Annotated in this window: 28 protein-coding genes; 4 read left to right on the top strand and 24 right to left on the bottom strand. The window is 40.6% G+C overall.

Annotation, left to right across the window (positions count from 1 at the left end; translation table 11 throughout):
- Positions 1 to 36: 36 nt before the first annotated feature.
- From DYI25_RS08765 to DYI25_RS08780, 4 genes are all read right to left on the bottom strand, one after another.
- Entirely contained in the window at positions 37 to 816 is a 780-nt protein-coding gene (locus DYI25_RS08765) for an ABC transporter permease (RefSeq protein WP_213368009.1), read from the bottom strand.
- On the bottom strand, positions 813 to 1,721 hold the full coding sequence (locus DYI25_RS08770; RefSeq protein WP_213368010.1) for an ABC transporter ATP-binding protein: 909 nt from the start codon (positions 1,719 to 1,721) through the stop codon (positions 813 to 815). The genes DYI25_RS08765 and DYI25_RS08770 overlap by 4 nt, the downstream gene beginning before the upstream one ends.
- A complete protein-coding gene (locus DYI25_RS08775; RefSeq protein WP_213368011.1) occupies positions 1,721 to 1,921 on the bottom strand; it encodes a PLD nuclease N-terminal domain-containing protein in 201 nt (66 codons plus the stop codon). Before DYI25_RS08775 ends, DYI25_RS08770 begins: the two co-directional genes overlap by 1 nt.
- 243 nt (positions 1,922 to 2,164) lie before the next feature.
- Entirely contained in the window at positions 2,165 to 2,485 is a 321-nt protein-coding gene (locus DYI25_RS08780) for a DUF4870 domain-containing protein (protein ID WP_213368012.1), read from the bottom strand.
- Positions 2,486 to 2,668: 183 nt separating this feature from the next.
- Here DYI25_RS08780 and DYI25_RS08785 point away from each other — a divergent pair, with 183 nt between their 5' ends.
- Both DYI25_RS08785 and DYI25_RS08790 read left to right on the top strand, forming a co-directional pair.
- A complete protein-coding gene (locus tag DYI25_RS08785) occupies positions 2,669 to 3,793 on the top strand; it encodes an amidohydrolase (RefSeq protein ID WP_213368013.1) in 1,125 nt (374 codons plus the stop codon).
- A 274-nt stretch (positions 3,794 to 4,067) separates the two neighbouring features.
- Positions 4,068 to 4,628, top strand: a complete 561-nt coding sequence (locus tag DYI25_RS08790) for a GNAT family N-acetyltransferase (RefSeq protein ID WP_213368014.1) — start codon at positions 4,068 to 4,070, stop codon at positions 4,626 to 4,628.
- Positions 4,629 to 4,668: 40 nt separating this feature from the next.
- On the opposite strand, the gene DYI25_RS08795 is transcribed toward DYI25_RS08790, so the two are convergent.
- Positions 4,669 to 4,833, bottom strand: coding sequence for a hypothetical protein (locus DYI25_RS08795; RefSeq protein ID WP_213369615.1), 165 nt, complete (start codon positions 4,831 to 4,833; stop codon positions 4,669 to 4,671).
- A 200-nt stretch (positions 4,834 to 5,033) separates the two neighbouring features.
- On the bottom strand, positions 5,034 to 5,813 hold the full coding sequence (locus tag DYI25_RS08800; RefSeq protein WP_213368015.1) for an SDR family oxidoreductase: 780 nt from the start codon (positions 5,811 to 5,813) through the stop codon (positions 5,034 to 5,036).
- A gap of 171 nt (positions 5,814 to 5,984) precedes the next feature.
- Between DYI25_RS08800 and DYI25_RS08805 the strand changes: the two genes are divergently transcribed.
- Positions 5,985 to 6,458, top strand: coding sequence for an Hsp20/alpha crystallin family protein (locus DYI25_RS08805; protein ID WP_213368016.1), 474 nt, complete (start codon positions 5,985 to 5,987; stop codon positions 6,456 to 6,458).
- Positions 6,459 to 6,626: 168 nt separating this feature from the next.
- On the opposite strand, the gene DYI25_RS08810 is transcribed toward DYI25_RS08805, so the two are convergent.
- The 11 genes from DYI25_RS08810 to DYI25_RS08860 form a co-directional block, all read right to left on the bottom strand.
- Positions 6,627 to 7,355, bottom strand: a complete 729-nt coding sequence (locus DYI25_RS08810) for a CAP domain-containing protein (RefSeq protein ID WP_213368017.1) — start codon at positions 7,353 to 7,355, stop codon at positions 6,627 to 6,629.
- A gap of 372 nt (positions 7,356 to 7,727) precedes the next feature.
- Positions 7,728 to 8,189 carry a FixH family protein gene (locus DYI25_RS08815; RefSeq protein ID WP_213368018.1) on the bottom strand — a complete coding sequence of 154 codons (462 nt, stop codon included), beginning with the start codon at positions 8,187 to 8,189 and terminating at the stop codon, positions 7,728 to 7,730.
- Between the two features lie 110 nt (positions 8,190 to 8,299).
- On the bottom strand, positions 8,300 to 9,703 hold the full coding sequence (locus DYI25_RS08820; RefSeq protein WP_213368019.1) for a sensor histidine kinase: 1,404 nt from the start codon (positions 9,701 to 9,703) through the stop codon (positions 8,300 to 8,302).
- Positions 9,700 to 10,380 carry a response regulator transcription factor gene (locus tag DYI25_RS08825; RefSeq protein ID WP_213368020.1) on the bottom strand — a complete coding sequence of 227 codons (681 nt, stop codon included), beginning with the start codon at positions 10,378 to 10,380 and terminating at the stop codon, positions 9,700 to 9,702. Before DYI25_RS08825 ends, DYI25_RS08820 begins: the two co-directional genes overlap by 4 nt.
- A 4-nt stretch (positions 10,381 to 10,384) precedes the next feature.
- Positions 10,385 to 11,350: a WD40 repeat domain-containing protein gene (locus DYI25_RS08830; protein WP_213368021.1), complete on the bottom strand. Its 966-nt coding sequence runs from the start codon at positions 11,348 to 11,350 to the stop codon at positions 10,385 to 10,387.
- Positions 11,351 to 11,486: 136 nt separating this feature from the next.
- Positions 11,487 to 11,771: a hypothetical protein gene (locus DYI25_RS08835; protein WP_213368022.1), complete on the bottom strand. Its 285-nt coding sequence runs from the start codon at positions 11,769 to 11,771 to the stop codon at positions 11,487 to 11,489.
- 215 nt (positions 11,772 to 11,986) lie between these two features.
- Positions 11,987 to 12,280 (bottom strand): rhodanese-like domain-containing protein, encoded by a 294-nt coding sequence (locus DYI25_RS08840; RefSeq protein ID WP_213368023.1) that lies wholly within the window; start codon positions 12,278 to 12,280, stop codon positions 11,987 to 11,989.
- A gap of 20 nt (positions 12,281 to 12,300) precedes the next feature.
- On the bottom strand, positions 12,301 to 12,666 hold the full coding sequence (locus DYI25_RS08845; RefSeq protein WP_213368024.1) for a rhodanese-like domain-containing protein: 366 nt from the start codon (positions 12,664 to 12,666) through the stop codon (positions 12,301 to 12,303).
- Positions 12,667 to 12,789: 123 nt separating this feature from the next.
- Entirely contained in the window at positions 12,790 to 13,053 is a 264-nt protein-coding gene (locus tag DYI25_RS08850) for a metal-sensitive transcriptional regulator (RefSeq protein WP_213368025.1), read from the bottom strand.
- A gap of 11 nt (positions 13,054 to 13,064) precedes the next feature.
- Complete coding sequence (locus tag DYI25_RS08855; protein ID WP_213368026.1) at positions 13,065 to 13,391, bottom strand: sulfurtransferase; 327 nt, start codon at positions 13,389 to 13,391, stop codon at positions 13,065 to 13,067.
- Positions 13,392 to 13,700: 309 nt separating this feature from the next.
- A complete protein-coding gene (locus DYI25_RS08860) occupies positions 13,701 to 13,985 on the bottom strand; it encodes a hypothetical protein (protein WP_249745293.1) in 285 nt (94 codons plus the stop codon).
- A gap of 110 nt (positions 13,986 to 14,095) precedes the next feature.
- On the opposite strand from DYI25_RS08860, the gene DYI25_RS08865 reads away from it, so the two are divergent.
- Positions 14,096 to 14,335, top strand: coding sequence for a hypothetical protein (locus tag DYI25_RS08865; protein ID WP_023627701.1), 240 nt, complete (start codon positions 14,096 to 14,098; stop codon positions 14,333 to 14,335).
- A 79-nt stretch (positions 14,336 to 14,414) separates the two neighbouring features.
- On the opposite strand, the gene DYI25_RS08870 is transcribed toward DYI25_RS08865, so the two are convergent.
- The 7 genes from DYI25_RS08870 to DYI25_RS08900 form a co-directional block, all read right to left on the bottom strand.
- Positions 14,415 to 15,251 (bottom strand): hypothetical protein, encoded by an 837-nt coding sequence (locus DYI25_RS08870; RefSeq protein ID WP_213368028.1) that lies wholly within the window; start codon positions 15,249 to 15,251, stop codon positions 14,415 to 14,417.
- A 163-nt stretch (positions 15,252 to 15,414) separates the two neighbouring features.
- A complete protein-coding gene (locus DYI25_RS08875) occupies positions 15,415 to 15,594 on the bottom strand; it encodes a hypothetical protein (protein ID WP_213368029.1) in 180 nt (59 codons plus the stop codon).
- Between the two features lie 64 nt (positions 15,595 to 15,658).
- Complete coding sequence (locus tag DYI25_RS08880) at positions 15,659 to 16,573, bottom strand: CobW family GTP-binding protein (RefSeq protein WP_213368030.1); 915 nt, start codon at positions 16,571 to 16,573, stop codon at positions 15,659 to 15,661.
- A gap of 62 nt (positions 16,574 to 16,635) precedes the next feature.
- Entirely contained in the window at positions 16,636 to 18,123 is a 1,488-nt protein-coding gene (locus tag DYI25_RS08885; RefSeq protein WP_213369499.1) for a S41 family peptidase, read from the bottom strand.
- A 212-nt stretch (positions 18,124 to 18,335) separates the two neighbouring features.
- Positions 18,336 to 18,542, bottom strand: a complete 207-nt coding sequence (copZ, locus tag DYI25_RS08890) for a copper chaperone CopZ (RefSeq protein ID WP_144479845.1) — start codon at positions 18,540 to 18,542, stop codon at positions 18,336 to 18,338.
- A 28-nt stretch (positions 18,543 to 18,570) separates the two neighbouring features.
- Positions 18,571 to 20,967, bottom strand: a complete 2,397-nt coding sequence (locus DYI25_RS08895) for a heavy metal translocating P-type ATPase (RefSeq protein ID WP_213369501.1) — start codon at positions 20,965 to 20,967, stop codon at positions 18,571 to 18,573.
- Between the two features lie 215 nt (positions 20,968 to 21,182).
- Positions 21,183 to 22,040 carry a M15 family metallopeptidase gene (locus DYI25_RS08900; RefSeq protein ID WP_213368031.1) on the bottom strand — a complete coding sequence of 286 codons (858 nt, stop codon included), beginning with the start codon at positions 22,038 to 22,040 and terminating at the stop codon, positions 21,183 to 21,185.
- Positions 22,041 to 22,072: the final 32 nt, after the last annotated feature.

Raw genomic sequence — 22,072 nt, forward strand, 5'->3', positions numbered from 1 at the left:
CTAGCAAAAAAATAAGATCCGGTCATTGACCAGATCTCAATCAGCAAGTTCTTTCCTTTTTAAAAAATATATAGCCAATCCAATAAACACAAAGATCATCGATAAAGTCATCCCAGTCGCTGGCCAAACATGCTCTGGCCACTTTTCGGTAATTAACCTTTCAGAAACATAGGAAATGAGCTGTGTCGGACTCCATTCGAGAAGATGCTGGAAGGAACCTCCTATTATCGTAAAAATAAAAACTGTAACAAGCGCTACCATACCGGCTGCGACTGGCTGCATGAACAGGGCACTGCAAAGGATTACGAAGGACAACACCAGTACGATCCATAATGAATATAGTCCGAACGATTCCATGAAACGGCCAAATGAAATAAATTCAAACAAAACGCCAATATAATACCAGCTTGCCAACATTCCCAGGAACAACGATATGACGATTAATATAAGTGCAGCTGCCCATTTTGAAGTGATATAAGAGACATAGGAAACTGGTTTTACGAGGATCAGCTGTGCAACACCGCTCTTTCTCTCACCAGCAACTGTTCCCATCGTGGAGAGGACGATTACCAATATTCCGATCATCTGGTATTCTCCCAAACTCATGATAAAGACTTCTTGAGCGGAAGGTTCGGGCATTTCAAATACTGCCCCTTCTGGAAGGCCGCCCACAGAATTAAGGATCTCCGGCAAATAGTAGGTGGTTAGTGGATCCATCACTCCAAGCAAAATAAATGTGATCGGCATCCAAATCCATTTGTAGTTCCTTGCCATCTCCAGGAATTCTTTGTTTATTAAAGTGAACCATTGCTTCATTTTTGCACCACCTTCATGAATACATCTTCAAGACTGATTGAACCGATTTCGTATTTAGTGAGCGGCCAATTCTCTCTAGCTGCCTGGCTCAGGATAACCTCTTTAACTGCTTCAAGATCTTCAGTGTAAATACTTGCTTTATTGCCTTCCATTTGAATTGAATCAATCTGTGGAAATTCTGAAAGTTTTTTTAAAAAGCTTGAGGCATCCTTGCTAAAAACAAGATCAATTTTTGACTGGTGATATTTCTCCCGAAACTCATCCATTGTCCCAGACTCAATGATTTCTCCATTGTGGAGGAACAAGATGCTTTCACACACCTCTTCCGCATCATTAAGGATATGAGTAGAGAATAATACAGTCGCTTCCTTCTTAAGTTTTTCAAGCAGTTCGAGTACTTCTCTTCTACCGAAAGGGTCCAGGGCAGAAACTGGTTCATCCAGCATGATCAGTTTCGGCCTGTGTATGATCGCCTGGGCAATACCGAGGCGCTGCTTCATCCCGCCAGAAAACTTGCCGATTCTCCTGTTTTTCGCATCTGCAATGCCCACAAGCTCCAGTAGTTCCGATGACCGTTCCTTTGCTTCCTTTGATCCCAACCCTGATAGCTTCCCAACATACTCTAGAAATTCCCTGGCTGTCATCCAGTCATGGAATACAGGATGTTGCGGGAGATAACCAATCAACCGTCGATGGTCACCCCTTTGCTTTTCTCCCACGAAAGAGATTTTTCCTTTGGTTGGCTCAAGAAGCCCAGAGAGCATTTTCAGTGTAGTCGTTTTCCCTGCACCATTTGCCCCAATCAAAGCTACACATTTACCATTCTCAAGCTCGAAATTCAACCCTTTAATCACTCGCAAGTCCTTAAAACTCTTTTCCAAATTCTCTACTCGGACTAGCGGCATTATTGATTTCTCCTTCCTATCACGAAATACAGGATAGGCCCGATGATGTTTACCAATAAAATAACGATTGCCCAAACCCATTTCGGACCGTTTGTTTTTTCAATTTTTATTAAATCAACCACCGCAACAATCAATAAAATTACCTGTATGATCAATATAGGTGCAAGTAAAGCCCAATTTAATTCAGCGAATAATTCCATTTTGATAACCTCCTCATTTGTTTTACACCCATAAGACGGCTGAAGTGAAAATTCGTTCAAAAAAATTTGAAAATGGAATTTTATTATAAAGGGCTACTTTTGCATTGATTGTAGCTTTACAGAACATGTACTTAAATCAGTTTTCTTAAGTGATCCGGGCGCGTTTCGTCAACAGTCCAAAAAAGCATAAAAAAATATCCGGCATATACCTGCCGGACATTTTGCATTTTAAAGGCATTTTTTTTAGAGAATCCTGAAAATGAATGGAATTCGATATTCCTGTCCTTCATACGCTTTTATCGCACCTACAATGGTGAATATCATGGCTAAAATCCCGATGACCCATAACATGAAAATCCCAATCAAAAGAATGACAAGAATTCCGCTAACAATTCCATAAACAGTATAAGAAATAAAAAAGTTCATATATTCCCTTCCGTGGTAATCAATATAGCTTGAATCATCCTTTTTAACCAGCCAGATAATCAGCGGCCCAAGAAAAGCAGTAAAAAAGCTAATAACATAAATACCTGCCGCAATAAGCCTTTCATCATTTTTCGGCATTGTCTTTCTCCCTCCAATACTCTTATATTTAACTTTACGGAAAAACAGTAAAAAAGTTTCATTATCGATGTACTTTTTCATTATAATGAAAATTAAGGGTTTTCATTCCAAGAGAATCTAAAATAACTTGACCCTTGAATACTCGCCAATGTGCAAGAAAATAAAGACAGGATAGGATGGAAAATGAACAGAATACTTCTTAAAAACGCAAATGTAATGTCAATCACTTCTGAGCCAATACCAAATTGTGATGTTCTCATAAATGAAGGAAAAATATTAAAAATTGAAACTGATCTTGCGGTCGAACCTGGCGATGAAGTGATTGAATGCAGAAATAACTTTTTGCTGCCAGGCTTCATCGATGTCCATACTCATCTCGGCCTTTATGACGAAGGTACAGGTTGGGCCGGAAATGATGCAAACGAGACGATCGAACCGATGAGCCCTCACGTACGGGCGATTGACGGGGTCTACCCGCTCGACCCTGCATTTGGCGATGCACTTAAATATGGTATTACCACTGCTCATGTTATGCCAGGGAGTGCGAATGTAATCGGTGGAACTACGTCTGTTATTAAAACGGCTGGAAAAAACATTAAGAATATGATCATCCAGGAGACAGCAGGACTTAAAATTGCACTAGGTGAAAACCCGAAACGGATTCACAGTATGGGGAATAAAGATTCCATCACACGTATGGGAATCATGGGGATGCTAAGGGAAGCCTTTTACGAGGCGATGAATGCTGACAATCCTGAATCCTTGAGGGTTAAGCCGATCATTAGAGCATTGAAAAGGGAAATCCCTGTAAGGATCCATGCCCACAGAGCTGATGATATCATGTCTGCAATCAGATTTGCGGATGAATTCAATCTGGATTTGCGAATCGAGCATTGTACGGAAGGCCACTTGATTGCAGAAGAAATGGCAGGCCTGAATTTAAAAGTTTCGGTAGGTCCAACACTCACCCGCCGTTCTAAGGTGGAACTTAAGAATAAGAGCTGGAAAACCTATCAGGAATTGACTGACCATGGTGTTGAAGTATCTGTCACGACAGATCACCCATACACCCCGATCCAGTACTTAAATCTATGTGCGTCCATCGCAGTGAGGGAAGGATTATCCGAACAAAAAGCGCTCGAAGGAATCACGATTTTGCCAGCAAGGAACCTGCGGGTTGATGACCGTGTCGGCAGTATCGAACCTGGGAAAGACGCTGATTTGGTCCTTTGGAATCAACATCCATTCCACTTCAACGCAAAGCCTATGTGGACAATGGTCAATGGGAAGATCGTTTATCAGAATTAGTCGAAAATCGGTGTAGATTCTTGGCAAAAAAACACAGAAAAAAAGGGTGAAAAACCTATTTTCTTTTTTTAAAATATCCTGTATTATACTCTTTGGAAATAAAATTTCATAAAGCAAAGTGATTAGGGAAGGCAAATGGTGCGCCACCAGTATCCTGGTTCTAGTGGGTTCGATTCCCACCCCGAAATTTTTTAGCAACTTACAAAAAATTTCGAGGGTGGCCGTGTAGTTACATTCGCACGGGATAGGACTGCCCTGCGTGGAGGGATACAAAATGCTCAAAAAACGCGATCTACATGATTGCCACGAACTATTTGAGCTGATGGCGCATCCGGAGGTCTTCCCTTTTGTGCGCCAAAAGGCACATTCATATGAAGAATTCGTATTCATTACAAAGCAAACGATTGAAGCCGAAGAACAAGGAGAATTAATCTCCCGTACCATCCTTGACGAATGGGGAGCGCCAATCGGCACGATCAACCTTTTTGATATCCAGGAAGGAGCCGGTTTTTTAGGCACCTGGCTGGGGAAGCCGTTCCACGGAAAAGGATACAATACATTGGCTAAGGATGCTTTCTTCCAGGAGTTATTTTATGAAATTGGTATTGAGACCATTTTCATGCGCATCAGGAAAGTCAATCTCCGTTCCATTAAAGCGGCAGAAAAGTTACCTTATGTGGTGAAGGCGAACGAAACCCGCCAGCACATTTATGAGCAACTGAATGCTACTGGAGATATTTATGATCTTTATGAAATCCCTAAAGATCAATATACACTTTACCTGAAAAGGTCTGGTGTCCAAGAAGAAGGAGCAGCTCAATTGCTGGAGGCTTAATTTAATGATATTTAAAAACGCCCTAAAAAAAGGGCGTTTTCTAATTCAGCAGATCCTGCCCTTTTGTTTCTTCCCGTTCCGATAAGGAAGCTTCAGATAGGAATACTTCAAGTTCGGCATCCGTCAACGTTTCATACCGTCCATCCTCAAAGAAAACCTGCGTCTGATTTGGATTGATCCTATTCATGTTAAACCCTATTCCCATTTTAATCACCCCGCGTAAGTAAACTAAATACTAATAATAATTAGATAATTCAATTCGATATGACGGCTAATTGCTATTAGTTTTCCCATCCTCCTTCGCGTTATTCAAAAAGGCTCCTTTTCGTAAATGCCAACATGCCATCCGCCCTGTTACAGAACCAAAATTAAAAACGCCATGGTTGACGTTTTTAATGGATCATCCTATAGATTCCCACGAAAAGCTTTTCCGAGCACATCTTTTCCACCTGTGATAGGGATGATACTGCCGGTTATAAAACTGGAATCATCATTCGCAAGAAAGCTTATAACCCTTGATATATCCTCGCCGGTACCCGGTCTACCTACTGGTACAGAAGAGTCCATGGTATCCAAAGATTCACTGATTGCACTTTCTTTCCACTCACCTGTTATGTCACCGGGACAGACCATATTGGCTGTAATTCCGTTTTCCCCTTCTTCTAAAGCAAGCGTCTTTGTCAAAGAAGCCAATCCTGACTTAGCTGCTGCGAAAGCTGATCTGTAAATCCACCCAGGGGCCGACTCCACTCTGTCGAAGCCAACTGTAATGATTCTTCCCCACTTCCGTTCTCTCATTGAAGGTATAAGCAATTTTGATAAAAAGAAAACCGCATTTAAATTGCCATTAATTAAGTAAGTCCATTCATCGACCTGATAATCAGCCATTTTTTTTCTTTCTGAAATATATGGTCCTGCATTATGAACGACAATATCAATTGCAGTGAATTCCTTCAAGGCCTGTGAAACAATCTTCTTACAGTCCTCATAGTTTGTGATATCACCCTGAACACAAATATTCTTTGTGTTGAACCGTTCCGATAATTCCGCAGCAAGCTGTTCAGCCTCTTTTTTGCTGTTCCGATAATTGATGATTATGTTTATCCCCTCGGCAGCAAGCTGCAGTGCTGTTCGCCTTCCTAAACCGGTGGCACCTCCAGTAATCAAAGCCGTTTTATTTTCCACAACCTGTACCCCTCATCTTCATTAGATTACTTATCACTATACTAAAAAGAAGCAAGCTGTTTTGCAACTTTTAACTATTATATCCTGACAACAGGTTGACTTTAACCGCTGGGCCGGTGCCTGCATATAATATCCATATCGAAGATGGTCAGCTTGAAAGGCGGGATATAATTGTTTCCATGGAATTTATTGCCGTTCGACCGAAATACACAGAAAAAGTTTTTGGAAATGAAACCAGAAGAAATTGAAAATTATGTCCAGCAAATGATGGGCAAAATGGTCCAGCCTAATATGCAAGGGATGTTAAAGCCTGAAGAATGGCTTAAAGGGATGCAGCAGCAAAATTCACCTGATCCGGTCAAACCTACTACCGGATTAAATACAGAAATGTTTGAAACTCATGATTTTGTTTTTGTAAGGGTTCCACTAAAAGATGAAGCTTTGCTTAAACAAATGAAGCTTTTCTATACTTCAAATCAAGTAATTATTGAACACATTCCTGATCTGTCAGATAAGCATACACTAGTATTGCCAGCAACCGTTAAGCGGAAAGGAGCAGCAGCAAACTACAGGGATGGAGTACTGGAATTAAGGCTTCAAAAAATCGTGGATTTACAATATGCTGAAATCGACATTTCAAATTGATTGTCACATAAAAAAGTCAGTTCTGCATTAATTTTTTAGTATTCTATAAGGCATAGGGGCTCTTTTCAAGGAGCCTTATGTACTGGAATGGTGTGGTTGTGAAACCAACAAAGTTTACGAAAAGAGCCTAAAAAAAGAACAGCCTGGTGGCTGCTCTTTTTCATTTTATTATTTTCCAATGAACATTTGTGTCCAGTAGTTGCCTGTTGCTACATGGCCTACACCAATGTGTGTATAGCTCGAGTTTAAGATATTTGCACGATGGCCAGAACTATTCATCCATGCATTTACTACTTCCTCTGGTGTACGCTGGCCCATAGCAATGTTTTCACCAGCTGAACGATATGAGACTCCAAACTTTTTCATCATATCGAAAGGTGAACCGTAAGTTGGGCTAGTATGGCTGAAATAGCCTTCGCTTTGCATATCGCGGGATTTTTCCCTTGCCACTTTGCTTAGTTCAGTATCAAGTGCAAGTGGTTTTAAACCATTCTTTGCTCTCTCCTGATTTGTCAACTCAACGACTTTTTGCTCGTAAGCACTAACAGCTGAAGTAACAGGTGCTGTTACTTGCTCCTGGGCAGGTGCTTTTGCAGGCTCCTGAGCTGGTGCAGGAGTTGGCGCTGGAGCTTCTACTGGTTGTTGTACAGTTGTTGGAGCTGGAGTTTTTACAGGCTCCTGGACATTTGTGTTAGCTGGCTGAGCTTGTTTCAATGAAAATTGATAGTTCTTAAAGAACTTTTGTAAAATAGAATTGATATGCTCATTATTTAAGTTTCCGCTTTGATAATAGTAAACTTTCGTCTGTATAGTAGATGCATCTGCTTTATCCATAGCTGGATTTGCTGCGAATAAAGCCGCTGCTGCAAAAACTGTAAGAATCATTTTCTTCTTCATTCCCGAATTCCTCCCGAAATTTAGTTTGTCTCTCACTTGCAAACTAATCATATCACGGGCTTTTTGTAATAAACCTGGAATAAAACGGGAAAACTATTATTATTTTAATAATACTTTTTCTAGATATTTCCATAAGACCTTGAAAGTTAGGAATTAAAAGGCTTGCAAAAAGATTTATCATGTTCTGTTTTGATTGTAGTATTTTCCTATTCATTTTTAAAATACCAGCTAAACCACAAAAAGGAAAAATGAAGTTATTGACAGTTTTTCAATCGACATGGTTCATGACATTTTTTTCGTTTATATGTCAATCATTCAAGTATATTACACGGGCGCAATCCATAAAAAAAGGGGCAATCGCCGCTTTTCCCTTTAATGTCCACCCTCTGTATCATGATCATTCATTTCGTCCATTTCAGTGGATTTTCCACTTTCTTCTGGCTCACTTGGACTCCCGACCACAAATTCACTTTTTGGCATATTGTGCATGCTCCGCGCTGTTACGTGAGCAATGATATAGTAGGTTCCTTCTTCTTTAAAGGATTTATTCAAGCGATAAATTCCGTTTTCATCGTGTTCTACTACTATCTTTTCGTGTTCTTCTGCCTGTGACCGCCAGATTTCAAATTTCACCTCGTCGGCATCCTTTACTTCTTCTGTACCATAAGTAACTTTAGCCTCGAAAGTGATCTCTTCATTTAATTCGGCTTTTTCAGGATTTGCAGTAAGCTGAACGTCCAGAAATTGCGGTTCGTCTTCTACATCCTGCTGTGAACATGCTGTCGCAAACAAACCTAGCAATACTGTCATTAATGTAACCAAAAGTCGTTTCATTCAATATACCCCTTAAATAATATTGTTGTTTTACCCTTATTCTTAAATTCGAAAGGATGAATTAACTGCGCTAAATTTCATTCCAAAAACACGGGATGAAGTGCCAATCTCTATAATTCGACGGCAGGAAAATAGAGATTGATGGTCGTTCCTTTTCCTGGCTCACTTGTTATTTGCATTTTGCCATCATGCAGCTTCACTAATTTATCAACAATCGCCAGACCAAGTCCAGTACCACCATCTGTCCTCGACCTTGCCTTATTCACTCTATAAAAGCGTTCAGTGAGCTTGTTGACGTCCTCTTTTGGTATTCCTATTCCAGTGTCTTTAATTTCAACTTTACATCCATAGGAATACTTGGAAAGTGTGACAGAAATCCTTCCCCCACTGTCTGTATAGCGAATCGAATTATCGATGATATTCTGGAAGATCTGTTCAAGTCTACCTTCATCTCCGTTAATGATAATATCCGGATCAAGACCAAGAGTTAAGCTGATATTCTTTTCTTTCATGGATGGACCATACTTGATAATAAAATCCTCAATGAGCTGTGCCAGCGGAAATGGATTTTTTATTAATCGATATTCATCCGCATCCAACCTCGATAAGTCCAGCAGATCCTCAACGAGCTTTACCATCCTGCCAGATTCCCTGTTAATAAGCTTTAAGTATTTATTTTTTTCATCCGTTTCTTTTATCATCCCAGTTTCCAGTGCTTCGCTATAGCCTTTTATATAGCTGATTGGAGTCCTTAGTTCATGAGAAACATCGGCGAGGAATTCCCTCTTTTTCTCATCTTCCTTTTGAACGGACTCGGACATATGATTGAAGGCTTTTGCAAGCTGTCCTATTTCATCGTCTGATTTGATGTTGACACGCGCAGAGTAATCTCCTCCAGATACTCTTTCGGCTGCTTCTTTCATAGCAGCCAGAGGCCTGGTAAGCCTGTGAAGCATTTTAAACCCCAAAAAGGCAGCAAGGACAATGAATAATACTCCGCCAATCAGCCATAAAAAAGAGAAATCAACGGTTAACTCAGATATTTTAGCAAGAGGAACATATAAGTAAATAATTCCTTCAAGACGGTTATTATCAAGGAGTGGAATTGCCACAGCAAGGATTTTCCTGCCAAACCTCTCCTCAAATCCTGATTTCATGACAGGTTCACCTTTCAAAAGCAGTTCACGGTCTTCCTTTCCAATCAATGTTTCATAATCAATTGAATATGGAAGGCAGGCGCTTAACTCTTTTGGATTACTGACAAGAAAAACCTCAGATTCTGATTTTTCATTATACCAATCAACTCGCTGCCTCATTTCATCGGTCAATGGACCGCCTTTATAGTCGCTCGCAAGGCGGTTGCCTTCTTCTATCAGTGACTCTTCTACTATGTCGACATAGAGCTTTTCATAAAATAGATAGGACAAAAAAAAGGAATACAATACGGTCACCAGGATTGTCGCGGTAACCGTCAGCCAAAGTTTTTTAAACAGGCTGTCGGAAAAAGAAATCATGTTGCTGGCACCTCAAATTTATACCCGACACCCCAGATGGTTTGGATATAGTCTCCTGTCCCCAATTTCATCCTTAGCGTTTTGATATGTGTGTCGACTGTTCGCAAGCTGCCATGGTAATCCATTCCCCATACAAATTCCAGAAGCTGCTCCCTGCTTAAGGCCTGTCCCTGATGCTGAACGAGAAAAACGAGCAACTCGAACTCTTTGAGGGTAAGCGGGACAATATCTCCTTCCACACTGACTCTTCTTCCTTTTTTATCAATGTTAATCTTGCCTAGAGTCACTGTATCTTCATCATTCTTGACAAGAGATGTCCTTCTTAACACAGCATTGATTCTGGCTACAAGTTCACCCGGACTGAAAGGCTTGACTATATAATCATCTCCTCCAAGCTGGAGCCCTCTTACTTTATCCCATTCTTCCCCTTTAGCTGATAAGAAGATGATCGGTACTTGTGAAAAAGTACGTATCTTTCCGCAAACGGCAAAGCCATCTTCAAAAGGCATCATAATATCAAGGATTACGAGGTCGAAATCTTCTTCATGAAGTTTTCTCAATCCTTCTGCTCCATCAGCAGCATGAACACATCTGAATCCAGAATTCTCCAAATACATTTGGATTAGATTGCGCATATCCTCTTCGTCATCTATGATTAAAACATTTATGGGATTCATATTGTTATCTCTCCCTCGTAACTATTTGGAATGGCCCGTTGCCAACTTCCAGCGTTTTTTCAATGGATAGGCTTTCCGGGTCAATTATATACACTTCGTTGCTGTCATACCCAGCAACAATAAGCTTATCTGCAAAAAAATTAATTTCAAACGGATTCGCACCCACCTTTAAAGAACCCTTCTTTGTTCCGTCCTCAGCCAATTTATATAGCATATTCGAACCATGGCTCAGGACAAATATATCATCTTCATCCTTGGTGAAATCCACAGGCATTACAGGAGCTGAAATCTCTTTTATTAAACGGCCATTATTAAGGTCGTATATGTGGATCCGCTCTTCAACTTCAGTTCCTTTACCATGCCCGCCAATCCATAGCTCACCTTTTTCCCTGCACATTAAAGCGCCAGCTGCTGCAGGATGGATCTCAAACCCTGGAAGCCGCTCTTTATTTTTCAAATCGACTATGCTTAGCATTTCTTGATTATAACTGATTGCATAGAGCTTTTTCTCGGCCTCAAGAAGTGTCAACGGCTCTTTTTCTACCTTGACTTCATCCAATTCTGTTCCATCAATATCAAAAAATCGGACACTGTCCCTTTCCTGGTCTGCAAATGCTATTTCGGCTCCATCTCCAACTAATAGTGCATTCACGATTCCTTCTCCAGTTTTCCAGGATTCTATCTTCTTACCTTTGCTTAATGAATACAAGTCGATAGTTTCCAACGCTTTTCCATAGAGCAATATTGTATCCTTATCAGGAAGGATCAGTCCTCCGATGTACGGGCGGTCAACATTCCAGTCAGGTAATTTCTCATCCTTTTCCATTTCATAGAATGAAATTGTCATTTCCTTTATGTTAATCGTTGATATAATTGAAGAATCTCTCGGGATAGGCTCAAAAGATTCGAAAGAACAGGCAGATAAAAAAACAGTGAAAACCGTTGCGGCGATTTTAAAAATCAACTTCATAATTTACCTCTTTTCTCTCACAAGTATCTCACATTATTATATCTCTAATTTGTGATAATTCTATGAAATCGAAACTCTGTTAGTGAAAAAGAAAAAACTTGCCGCTCGGGGCGGCAAGTCATGAAATATGTAAATGTTATTTTGTCAATACTGCCTTTTTAACGGCTAATTCTTTCAGTTCTTCAGCAAGCACTTCAAGCTCCCATGGGCTATCAGATTCAATAAGGAGCTCATTAGGTTTCAGGCTGATTTTAAAATATGAATCATGGAAACCTCCAGTGAACTCAATTTGCTCCAAGGATATTATGCAACGATGGTCATTTTTCTCAACCCAGCATCCCTTAACAAGCAAGTCATGGATCCCTTCTACATGAACACTTTCTCGAACAAGTTCCAACTCTACATGGCTTAAACCAGACATCAGAATTCCTCCTTGTTACTAATTGTCGAAATTTTCTCTTCTTTCTCAGTGTACGAATAAAGCTACACACAAGCAAGCATATTTCGACATTTACTGGGAAAATCTTTATCAATATTTATTCAACATGGCATGGTTAGACAATTATAAGCTTGCTAACAACCAGGCTTTTATTCCCCAAAAAAATAGAGACGGCTATTGCCATCTCTGTTTGAGTTTTATTCAGTTGGACCTTGCCAAGCCATCATGCCGCCTTGCATGTTGATCACATTATAGCCATAGTACTCAAGGAATTGAGTTGCTCTAGAGCTGCGACCGCCTGAACGGCAAACCATTACGTAAGTTTTGTTCTTGTCTAATTCATTCATCCTGAATTCCAGCAGTCCTAGTGGAATATGGATTGCTCCTGGAATTTTCCCTTGTGCTACTTCATTTACTTCACGAACATCGACAACTTCGAATTCATTGGAACCCAGTCCATTTTGTACTTCTGTTGGTGTCATTTGACGCATTTCAATTTCCTCCTTAGTTATTACCAGGCGCTCATGCCGCCCTTTACATTAGTTACATTTTTAAATCCAGCTTTTTTTAACAACTTGCTTGCCTGGCTGCTGCGCATGCCACTCTGGCAAATAACGATAACATCTTTATCCTGTGATAGTTCTCCTGTACGATTAGCAAGCTGTTGTAACGGGATATTCTTGAACCCTTTGATGTGATTTCCTTTATATTCTCCAGGAGTCCTTACATCAACGTATTGCACTCCAGCCTTCTTTGCTTTCATCATTTCTCCTAATTGTGCTGTCGTGATTTGATTTACTCCCTTAGTTGGAGCGAAGCGGCTCCATAAGAAAGCTACTGCAAGGACAACAATCAATACATTAATTACTACATCCATCCGTGTGCACCTCTTTATCATTTTAGTTAGTCATGATTTTGCGGGGATGGAATCAAGCTCATCCCTAATACCCATATGGGTATTTTAAGTGACAAAAAACACCTTGTCAAGAGTAGAAATCGATTATTTTCTGCTCTTAACAAGCAATTCTACAGCATCATTCACAGCCTGGGACGTTTCTCTTCCTTCTTGTAAATCGTTGATCAGGCATTGCTCAAGATTCTTGCTGACAATTAATGCAATGGTACGGTCAACTGCAGAACGGATGGCTGATAATTGTGTTACGACCGATTTGCACTCTTCCTGTTCTTCAAGCAACCGGATGCTGCCCCTAACCTGTCCTTCGATTCTTTTCAAACGATTGACAACTTCTTTATTGTACTCCACCTTGCCACCTCCTATTGTGATGGGCCAGTAATTGTATATCCTTTAACATTGTAACCATACCTTTTTAGCAATCTTGCACCAAAGTTCTTTTCCAATTCATTGGAAGCAATGATGACAATATGCCTGTTTGGTATTTCTTTTATATATCTTTTCAAATATCCACATGGAATATTAATAGCACCATTTACTGGATTTTTTGCAGAATCCTGATAGTCTCTAAGATCGACAAATACTGCATCCTTTTCATAATCTTTTACCGCCGGCAGATTCCTAACTGGAACATAGCGGTTGAAAACTAAGGTAACCAAAAGGAGACTGATGATTAAACTTGTGAGCAACTACTCATCACCTCTTGTTATAACTTGTGCATTACTGAACTTATAATATAGATATTATACCATACGGGGTATAAAATCAATAGTTAATGATGATATTTTTTGACATTATTTTTACTAAAACACAAAAAAAAGAAGCAAGGATTCCTTCCTTCTTTTAAAATTCTATATCATTTTGGAATCACACACACCAACAATTAATGCCAATTATCCACTCCCAATGCACACAATGCTTATGTCCCGTGAATTTGATTTTCATATTTTGAGTGCTAGAAATCACTTACTTTTCTGGTTGAAGCGGCGACCTGCGATTTACTTTCCAGCTTCATCCTGGATTGCCTCAGCCAATTCCATATGCAACTGGATCAACATGATCTTACTTTCACTTGCCAATGATGCTTCTAGAATTCTTTTTGTGGCAAGGAAGTATTTTTCCATTAATGTCCTTCTTGCTCTCGGATGGGAATTTTCATCTTTCAAATCTCTGTGAATAGCTTCTCTAAGTATGTCTTCTGGCACCTGGTCAGATTGAAGTTTTCGATTGTTCCATATTGTCCTGTATTCATCAAGTAACTTTTCATAATCCATTGCTAGCATCCTGAAGCCTCCTGTAGATATATAACATGAGCAAACCCTCACTAGTATATTTACATATTTCAGGCAAACAATGCAAAAAATAAGTTAAATTACATTAAAGGAGACTAACTATGAGCAAACCTTATCGATGCCCTAACTGCAAGACCAACAGAACTAGATTCAATATGATTTCCCAAGTTCCGCAGCCTGTAAAATTAAATCCGCAATCAGGAGAAATTGTGGAGCAATATTCAAATGACCAGCTCGAACCTTTTCATCTCCCATACAAAGGTCCAGAATTGAAAATCCAGTGTGCAGCCTGTGGACTTGTTGAGGATGAAAAAACCTTTGCCAAGTTTGGTGAAAGTTAAAGATAACATAAGCGCGGGTATGGTATGAGCCACTAATGGAAATTGATTAAAAAAAGCTTGAGATTTCCTCAAGCTTTTTTTAATCGCTTACCTTTATTCCGTTTTCCTCAAAAAACTTTATTGAATCCACTCTCCATTGTTCATTAGGGATGAACCTCACCAGGTTGACTTCACCGTTAAAAGTCTTGCCGCCAATCCCTTTCAGCTGCCAATTAACCTCAACAGGAACAGTCAGGCTTAACTGATCTCCCACATCCTCGGCAGGCAAAACTTCCATTCTCGAAATCCTGATATTCTCGATTTTGTACAGCACCTTCTCCCACTCAAGGTCTTGAAGGGAGACCAAAGAAACGATGTTACGGTCCTGCTGTTTTAATCCTGCGATATACGCGTTTACCAAATCGTACGGGTCAGTTTGTTCCAGGTATTTTTCGAGCTTCCCAGCTGACTTCAGGATCATCAGTTTATGGGATAGATCCATGAAATTTGTCCTATGAGTCGTGCTCCCATAAAAATGGATGCAAAAATGACCCGGAAAGTTATTCTTCAAGGCTCCACCGCCATGTGGCATTCCATGCATTGAGGCTGCGATTTTCACATCCTCTGAGATGACAATAATCGCTCTCCGCTTCCAGCTCCATTTCCCTTGATAAATCTTCTTCATGATTGCAGTATCTTTTGGAGTTAAAGGCTGTACATCCGCATGGTTGCTTCCCGCCCTTCTTTGGACCCGAAATTTCATGCCTGTTTCCAAATCGACCACTGTGAATTTGCTGTACCTCGGCAGAATTTCATTAACATCTTCCCACTGTGTCATTTTGATCCGGTCCATTTTCCGAGATTTCTTGGCTTCTATGCTATTTCCGGTAGAAGCAAGAAGAACAATTGTCATTATAATTATTTTTATTGCTCGCATTTATAATCATCTCTTTTTTCACGGTTTAAATTGTGCATTTAAACTAAATTCCAACACAATAAAATAATGCTTCATGAAAGTTTTTGCTTTTTTGCTTTTTACTATTCAGATGGACCTACTTTTAGACAAACAAAAAACCCAGCAAAGCATAGCTGGGTAAAAGTTACTCATTTTTATGGTTTTCTACATATTCCCTTGCTTTGTCAATCGCAATAGGGATTGCTTTTCCATCTTCATATTGTTCTTCCTCAACAAGTGCGTTCGCTATCTCGATAGCTTTCTCACGGACATCAGGGTCTAGGTTCTTCATTGAAGCTGGATAATCATTGCTTGTCCAAGGCATTTTATCCTTCCTTTCCATCGAAGATATACCTTTTTTACCCTATGTCCAGCAATCGAAAACAAACTTACCTTTCAAGTTCCTTCAGCTGCTGTTCAAGCAGGCTCCAGTCTGTTACCTGGCCAATGAAAACAAGATTGAGCGGCATTTTCATATATTCTTTCATATATAATGGCATTCCGTACGAATACTGGAATAGCTCCGGATATTGGGAATGGTCAAATAATACATATCCTTTTATCCGGTATATGGAATCCGGCAGTGCCCTTAAAAAATCTTCAAAATCCTTCTGGCTGACGGCACCCTGGAATTGATACACAAACGTACTTAGCCTTAAATCTGCCTGAACATGCGACGCAGCACCTTTAGCTTTTTCGGTATGAGCCAATCCCTCCAACAGTTTCATTGGCATTTTCGAATAGGTGCTTAATATACTTTTAGCTTGAGGATTAAGGCCTTGAATGTCCATGCTGATTTTTGCCAACTCTGCTTCACTGAGTAAATCTGATTTATTGACAATGATAAGATCGGCATGCTTCACTTGTTCAAGCAAAAGCTGATGTACTTGAGGGTCTAATGTCGTCCTATTAAGCCACTGCAGGCCATCGACCGTTGTTATGATTCCTTTGATCGCAAGCTTGTCGGCAAACAATGGGGAAAGGACAGCATCCAAAACTTCAACAGGATGCGCAGCGCCAGTGGTCTCTATATAAATCGCATCGAGATCGTGATCAAATAACAATCCCTGAAGCTGGGATTCGAGCTTATCCTGAATGGTACAGCAAATGCATCCTCCCAAAAGCTCTTTTAAAGGAACATCCGTGTCAACGGCGTCTGAATCAATCGATACACTGCCAAGCTCATTCATCATTACTGCAATCGTCCGTTCGCGATCTTTTTCATGCTGTAAAATTTGCTTAAGTAGTGTCGTTTTACCGGTGCCCAGGAACCCGGACAAAATGTATACCTCTGCTCTTTTCATTTTCTCATCCGCCTATCTTTTCTATGTAATGGAAAATCTCCAGCAAAAGCTGGAGATTCATTTTATTTATTCATTTCCTGCTTTAATACTTCTATTGCTTTTTGAATTTGCGGGTCGTCATTCTTAATCTGTTCGCGTAGAGCATTCATTAATTCAATAGTCGAGCTTCCTTTAAGGATTCCCGTTTCTTCAAGCTCTTTAGATTTTTGGAATGCGATGACAGCTTCCTTTGTCTTTTCATCATAGAAACCATCCTCACGACCTGGATCAATCCCTAAAGCTTTCAGCATCTTTTGTGCAGCCCTGACTTGTTCAGAAGCTGTAGATACCTTCAATTCAGTTTCCGGATCGATAAACGGTAATGATGCATATTCGGGCATTGCGACTTCATGGTCTGGTTTGATGCCCTTCTTATGAATCCAATTACCTTTTGGTGTCAGCCACTTTTCTGTCGTGAATTTCATATTCGATCCATCTGAAAAATCCTCCGCTCGCTGGACTGTCCCTTTGCCGAATGACTTTTCCCCGACAAGCGGAACTCCGGCTGATTCACTGACTGCTCCTGCAAGGATTTCAGATGCACTCGCACTTCCCTTATCAATGATGACAACTAAAGGAAGGTTATGATCATTTTTGTTTTCTGATGCATATTTCTCAACATTGCCTTCGCGGTCTTCAACCTGGAAGAGAATTTCCCCTTCAGGTACAAAGAGGCTGGATATTTTAATTGCCTGATCCAGGAGTCCGCCTGGATTTTGACGAAGGTCCAGGACTAGGCCTTTCATTCCTTGTTTCTGAAGGTCATTCAAAATATTCACTAGCTCATTTGAAGTGTTTTGTGAGAAATTCGTAATCTGTACTTTTGCAATTCCATCGTCCATCATTTCACCATATACCGTTTCAATCGGTATAGTGTCTCGGGTTATTGTGACGTCAACTGGTTTTTCTCCACCCTGACGAAGAATGGACAGTTTTACGTCGGTGCCCTTTTCTCCTCTTATTAGAGCCACTGCTTCAGTCGTGCTCATTCCTTGAAGACTTTTCCCGTCTACAGACATGATTTTATCCTCGGGTTGAAGCCCTGCTTTTTCCGCAGGAGATCCCTTCAAAGGACTCACGATGAAAATGAACCCATCTCTTTCCTGGATTTCTGCTCCAATTCCCTCAAATGAGGACGACAGACTCTGATGGAAATTCTTTGCGTCTTCCTGACTCATATAATCCGAATATGGATCGTCCAAAGATTCAAGCATTCCATCTATCGCACCATTTATTAGTTTTTCCTGATCGACTTCCTGGAAATAGTCATTTTTCAAAGTATCATATGCGTCGTAAAGCTTTGCAAATTCTTCTCTTTCCCTAATTACCTGCACTGCTGGCTTGTCCTCGCCGAAAGCAAGTGCAAAGGTAGTAATACCCGCTGTTAAAAAGACTAGAAAAAATAACAGCATTGCAAAGTGGAACTTTTTTATCCGAAGAAAACTATTCTTGGCCTCTGCTTCTGCAGCCTTTTCTTGACCCTTTAGCTCTTCTTTGTTTTCTTCATTCATATTTTGCTGATCCAACCCTTTTCACCACTTTCCAATCAAGCTTAAAATCCTTAATGATTAGGATAACATTTTTACTGTGAAATTAACAGAAAAATACGTAATGGTCAAAAACCTAGAATACACAGGCAATGTTGGACAATTCTCGAAGTGAATTATATACTTTCTTATCCCATAAAAAAAAGCAACGGTTTGAACACCGCTGCTTTTCATTACTATTCTACATCGTAACCTTGATCTTCAACTGCTGCCTTCATCTTGCTTACTTCTGCTTTTGAAGCATCATATTCTACTTCAGCTTTTCCTTCAGAAAGAGATACGACGACGCTAGCTACTCCGTCTACACCCATCAAAGCATTCTTAACTGCCTTTTCGCAGTGTCCGCAAGTCATTCCTGATACATTTAAAGTTGTTTTTTCCATTTAGAATCTTCCTCTCTTATTCATTAATTTATAACTTAATCCGCTTCAAACGAAGGGAATTAGTCACTACAGAAACTGAACTGAATGCCATTGCAGCACCCGCCACCCATGGAGCCAGGAGACCCATGGCAGCAATCGGGATACCCGCTGAGTTGTAAGCAAGAGCCCAGAACAAGTTTTGGCGGATGTTTTGCATTGTCTTTTTACTTAAGGAGATTGCTTTTGGAATTAGCGTCAATTCACCGCCGAGAATGGTGACGTCAGCCGCCTCGATGGCAACATCCGTTCCTGTTCCGATGGCGATTCCAATATCAGCAAGAGCAAGTGCTGGCGCGTCATTGATTCCATCGCCGACCATTGCCACTTTCTTTCCTTTCAGCTGAAGTTCTTTTACATGGTTCGCTTTTTCTTCAGGGAGTACTTCTGCTATTACATTGTCTACACCAACCTGAGCAGCAATCGCTTTGGCAGTTCGTGTATTGTCACCAGTAAGCATATATACTTCAATACCCATGTTTTTGAGCTCTTCAATCGCCGTTTTCGCTGTTTCCTTGACTGTATCGGCAACAGCGACGATTCCGTTCAATTCATTGTTGATTGCAATCATCATTGCTGTCTTGCCTTCAGTCTCCAGTTTTTCCAACCGATCTTCATATTGTGCGAAGTCGATACCCTCTTTGCTCATCAGTTTTCTGGTGCCGACAAAGACTTTCTCACCATTGATGGTTGCTGCGATTCCGTGTCCCGGTATCGCTGAGAACTTATCCATTGGCAATACCTCTATATTTCTTGCGTTACCATATTCCACAATTGCTTCTGCAAGAGGATGCTCGGAAGCTTTTTCGGCAGATACCAAATAGTTAAGAATCTTTTCCTCGTCACCGAAAACTTCAAGATCGGTTACACTTGGTTTTCCTTTAGTAATTGTTCCCGTTTTATCAAGAACAATAGCATCGATTTTGTGAGTAGTTTCTAAGTGCTCTCCGCCTTTAAAAAGAATCCCGTTTTCCGCACCTTTTCCCGTTCCGACCATGATGGAGGTTGGAGTTGCGAGACCGAGTGCACAAGGGCAGGCAATAACGAGCACGGCAATAGCTGTTTCAAGGGCTGATGCAAAGTCACCAGGTGTGATTACAAAGTACCAGACAAGGAATGTAACGATTGCGATTGCGACAACAATCGGTACGAAAATTCCAGAAATCTGATCTGCCACACGCTGGATTGGCGCCTTGCTTCCCTGAGCGTCCTCAACGACCTTAATAATTCCCGCCAGGGCCGTATCCTTTCCGACCTTTGTTGCAGTCATCGTCAAAGTCCCATTCTTATTAATGGTAGCACCAATCAAAGAATCGCCAGCTGTTTTTTCAACAGGAATTGATTCGCCAGTGATCATCGCTTCATCAACAGCGGACTGGCCGGATATGACCTTGCCATCGACAGGAATCTTCTCTCCTGGTTTAACGATGATTGTATCTTTTACTCTTACTTCTTCAATCGGGATTTTAATCTCCTCGCCATCCCGGATGACAGTCGCCTCTTTAGCCTGCAGGCTTAGAAGCTTGGAAATCGCTTCAGTTGTGCGTCCTTTTGCAAGGGCCTCAAACAGTTTCCCAACAAGGATCAAAGTAATCAGGATTGCACTTGTTTCAAAATATAAATGCGGCATATAATTCGGATTTCCAATTGTTTTAATAGCCTCTGCAAGACTATAGAAATATGCAGCCGATGTACCAAGAGCCACCAGGACATCCATATTCGCACTCTTGTTCTTGAGCGATTTATAGGCCCCCACATAAAATTGCCCGCCAATCCAGAATTGGACCGGAGTTGCCAATAATAGCTGGAACCACGGATTCATCAATAGATGTGGCATTGGTAGCCCCGTATCCCAAGGAGCGTGGCCGATCATTGTATAAAGAAGCGGAAGTGACAAAAGGATGGAAATATATAACTTTCTTTTCTTTCCCTTTATTTCCTCTTCTTTTTGCTGCGCTTTTGCTTCCCGCTGCACTTTTTCCTTTGCATCATAACCAAGATCCTGGATTTTCGAAATGATTTTATCAGCTGACAGGACAGCACTATTAAATTCAACTGAAGCAGACTCGGTTGCAAGGTTAACGGTTGCTGATACCATTCCGTCCATTTTGTTTAGTACCTTTTCAATCCTTGTTGAACATGCTGCACAGGTCATGCCGAAAACATCCAAATCCATTTTTTCGTTTCTAACACCGTACCCCAGATCGTTGATTTTATTGAATATATCGTCAGGTTTTATTTTTTCAGATTCATATGTGACTGAGGCATTTTCCATCGCCAGGTTCACGGTTGCTTCTACGCCTTCCATCTTATTAAGGACCTTCTCAATCCTCGTGGAACAGGAGGCACAAGTCATACCCGTTATGTCGACAGTCATTTGTTCTTTCATCATCTACACCTCGTTTCGATTGAAATAAATTTTATCTTCTACACCAATTACTATACCCCTGTATAGTATATTAATCAACCAAAAAGTTTGTGTTTTTTTTATTTTACCCTTAACTGTGGATAATACAGTTAAAAATGTCACATTTACCTGCAGAGAGGCGATTTCTTTTTTTCATCATTTCAACACAAAAAGCCTGACATTCGCCAGGCTCTTCATTATATTTTCTTCACATTTTCGAAGTATTCTTCAAGTGTCCAATCATTTTCATAAATCTCGGTTGCAGCCTTAATGCCGACATACCTGAAATGCCATGGCTCATACATATAGCCTGTTAAATTTTCTTTACCCCTAGGGTATCTTAGGATAAACCCGTATTTATGAGCATTGTGGGCAAGCCACACCCCTTCTTTTGTAGAACCGAACTGTTCATTCAGATTAAAGTTGTTCGTCTTGCTTGAGATATCCATTGTCAAACCTGATTGATGTTCACTGCTGCCAGGTCTTGCAACGGCCTGAAGTGCTTTTTCTTCGCCGACCTTGTTGACTTCAGCATTAAAAAGTGTTTCCTGGCGGCCATATGAACGGTAACCGGAAACAGCAGCGAGTTCAATTCCGTCATTCCTGGCACCCGCAAACATATTTTCCAGGGCTTTCGCAGCCTCTTCCCTCATCAAGCTCTTTTCAAGCTTTGCATCTCCAAAAGAAAATGGAACATTCGGACGAACTAAATCAGCCGGAATATAGTCTTCTGGCAACCCGAAAATTTTGTTAACGAGTGACATCGTGTTTTGCGGGTTCTGGATAATATTCTTTCCGTCTGTGTTCTGAACCACATTGAAGTAAGCCGCTTCAAGTGTCAATTCATCTTCTGCGGGCTTGTCCTCCTCAGGGAGTTCATTAACCTCGTTATCATCTGGACCTTCATCTCCAACCCCTTCAACTGGTTGATCAGCCTGTCCATCTTGGCCAACTAGTTTTTCTCCCAGGTAAGGGATCTTTTCCAAGTAAGGCTCTATAGGGGCACAACCTGTCAATAAAATCGGCAATGCGAGAAACAGTAATATTTTTTTCATTATGTCCACCAATCTTCAACAATTTAAGGCAA

It is taken from the genome of Mesobacillus boroniphilus (assembly GCF_018424685.1).
In the GTDB taxonomy this organism is placed as follows: Bacteria; Bacillota; Bacilli; order Bacillales; family Cytobacillaceae; genus Mesobacillus; species Mesobacillus boroniphilus_A.

Excerpts from the sequence above, each read along its gene's own strand:
- DYI25_RS08865 (WP_023627701.1), top strand. The coding sequence starts at position 14,096 with ATGAGCAAACCTTATCGATGCCCTAACTGCAAGACCAACAGAACTAGA.
- DYI25_RS08810 (WP_213368017.1), bottom strand. The coding sequence starts at position 7,355 with ATGAAGAAGAAAATGATTCTTACAGTTTTTGCAGCAGCGGCTTTATTC.
- DYI25_RS08780 (WP_213368012.1), bottom strand. The coding sequence starts at position 2,485 with ATGCCGAAAAATGATGAAAGGCTTATTGCGGCAGGTATTTATGTTATT.
- DYI25_RS08875 (WP_213368029.1), bottom strand. The coding sequence starts at position 15,594 with ATGCCTTGGACAAGCAATGATTATCCAGCTTCAATGAAGAACCTAGAC.
- DYI25_RS08770 (WP_213368010.1), bottom strand. The coding sequence starts at position 1,721 with ATGCCGCTAGTCCGAGTAGAGAATTTGGAAAAGAGTTTTAAGGACTTG.
- DYI25_RS08785 (WP_213368013.1), top strand. The coding sequence starts at position 2,669 with ATGAACAGAATACTTCTTAAAAACGCAAATGTAATGTCAATCACTTCT.
- DYI25_RS08815 (WP_213368018.1), bottom strand. The coding sequence starts at position 8,189 with ATGAAACGACTTTTGGTTACATTAATGACAGTATTGCTAGGTTTGTTT.
- DYI25_RS08880 (WP_213368030.1), bottom strand. The coding sequence starts at position 16,573 with ATGAAAAGAGCAGAGGTATACATTTTGTCCGGGTTCCTGGGCACCGGT.
- DYI25_RS08775 (WP_213368011.1), bottom strand. The coding sequence starts at position 1,921 with ATGGAATTATTCGCTGAATTAAATTGGGCTTTACTTGCACCTATATTG.
- DYI25_RS08860 (WP_249745293.1), bottom strand. The coding sequence starts at position 13,985 with ATGCTAGCAATGGATTATGAAAAGTTACTTGATGAATACAGGACAATA.
- DYI25_RS08900 (WP_213368031.1), bottom strand. The coding sequence starts at position 22,040 with ATGAAAAAAATATTACTGTTTCTCGCATTGCCGATTTTATTGACAGGT.
- DYI25_RS08820 (WP_213368019.1), bottom strand. The coding sequence starts at position 9,703 with ATGATTTCTTTTTCCGACAGCCTGTTTAAAAAACTTTGGCTGACGGTT.
- copZ (WP_144479845.1), bottom strand. The coding sequence starts at position 18,542 with ATGGAAAAAACAACTTTAAATGTATCAGGAATGACTTGCGGACACTGC.
- DYI25_RS08870 (WP_213368028.1), bottom strand. The coding sequence starts at position 15,251 with ATGCGAGCAATAAAAATAATTATAATGACAATTGTTCTTCTTGCTTCT.
- DYI25_RS08765 (WP_213368009.1), bottom strand. The coding sequence starts at position 816 with ATGAAGCAATGGTTCACTTTAATAAACAAAGAATTCCTGGAGATGGCA.
- DYI25_RS08895 (WP_213369501.1), bottom strand. The coding sequence starts at position 20,967 with ATGAAAGAACAAATGACTGTCGACATAACGGGTATGACTTGTGCCTCC.
- DYI25_RS08830 (WP_213368021.1), bottom strand. The coding sequence starts at position 11,350 with ATGAAGTTGATTTTTAAAATCGCCGCAACGGTTTTCACTGTTTTTTTA.
- DYI25_RS08795 (WP_213369615.1), bottom strand. The coding sequence starts at position 4,833 with ATGGGAATAGGGTTTAACATGAATAGGATCAATCCAAATCAGACGCAG.
- DYI25_RS08790 (WP_213368014.1), top strand. The coding sequence starts at position 4,068 with ATGCTCAAAAAACGCGATCTACATGATTGCCACGAACTATTTGAGCTG.
- DYI25_RS08825 (WP_213368020.1), bottom strand. The coding sequence starts at position 10,380 with ATGAATCCCATAAATGTTTTAATCATAGATGACGAAGAGGATATGCGC.
- DYI25_RS08835 (WP_213368022.1), bottom strand. The coding sequence starts at position 11,771 with ATGTCTGGTTTAAGCCATGTAGAGTTGGAACTTGTTCGAGAAAGTGTT.
- DYI25_RS08840 (WP_213368023.1), bottom strand. The coding sequence starts at position 12,280 with ATGCGTCAAATGACACCAACAGAAGTACAAAATGGACTGGGTTCCAAT.
- DYI25_RS08885 (WP_213369499.1), bottom strand. The coding sequence starts at position 18,123 with ATGAATGAAGAAAACAAAGAAGAGCTAAAGGGTCAAGAAAAGGCTGCA.
- DYI25_RS08845 (WP_213368024.1), bottom strand. The coding sequence starts at position 12,666 with ATGGATGTAGTAATTAATGTATTGATTGTTGTCCTTGCAGTAGCTTTC.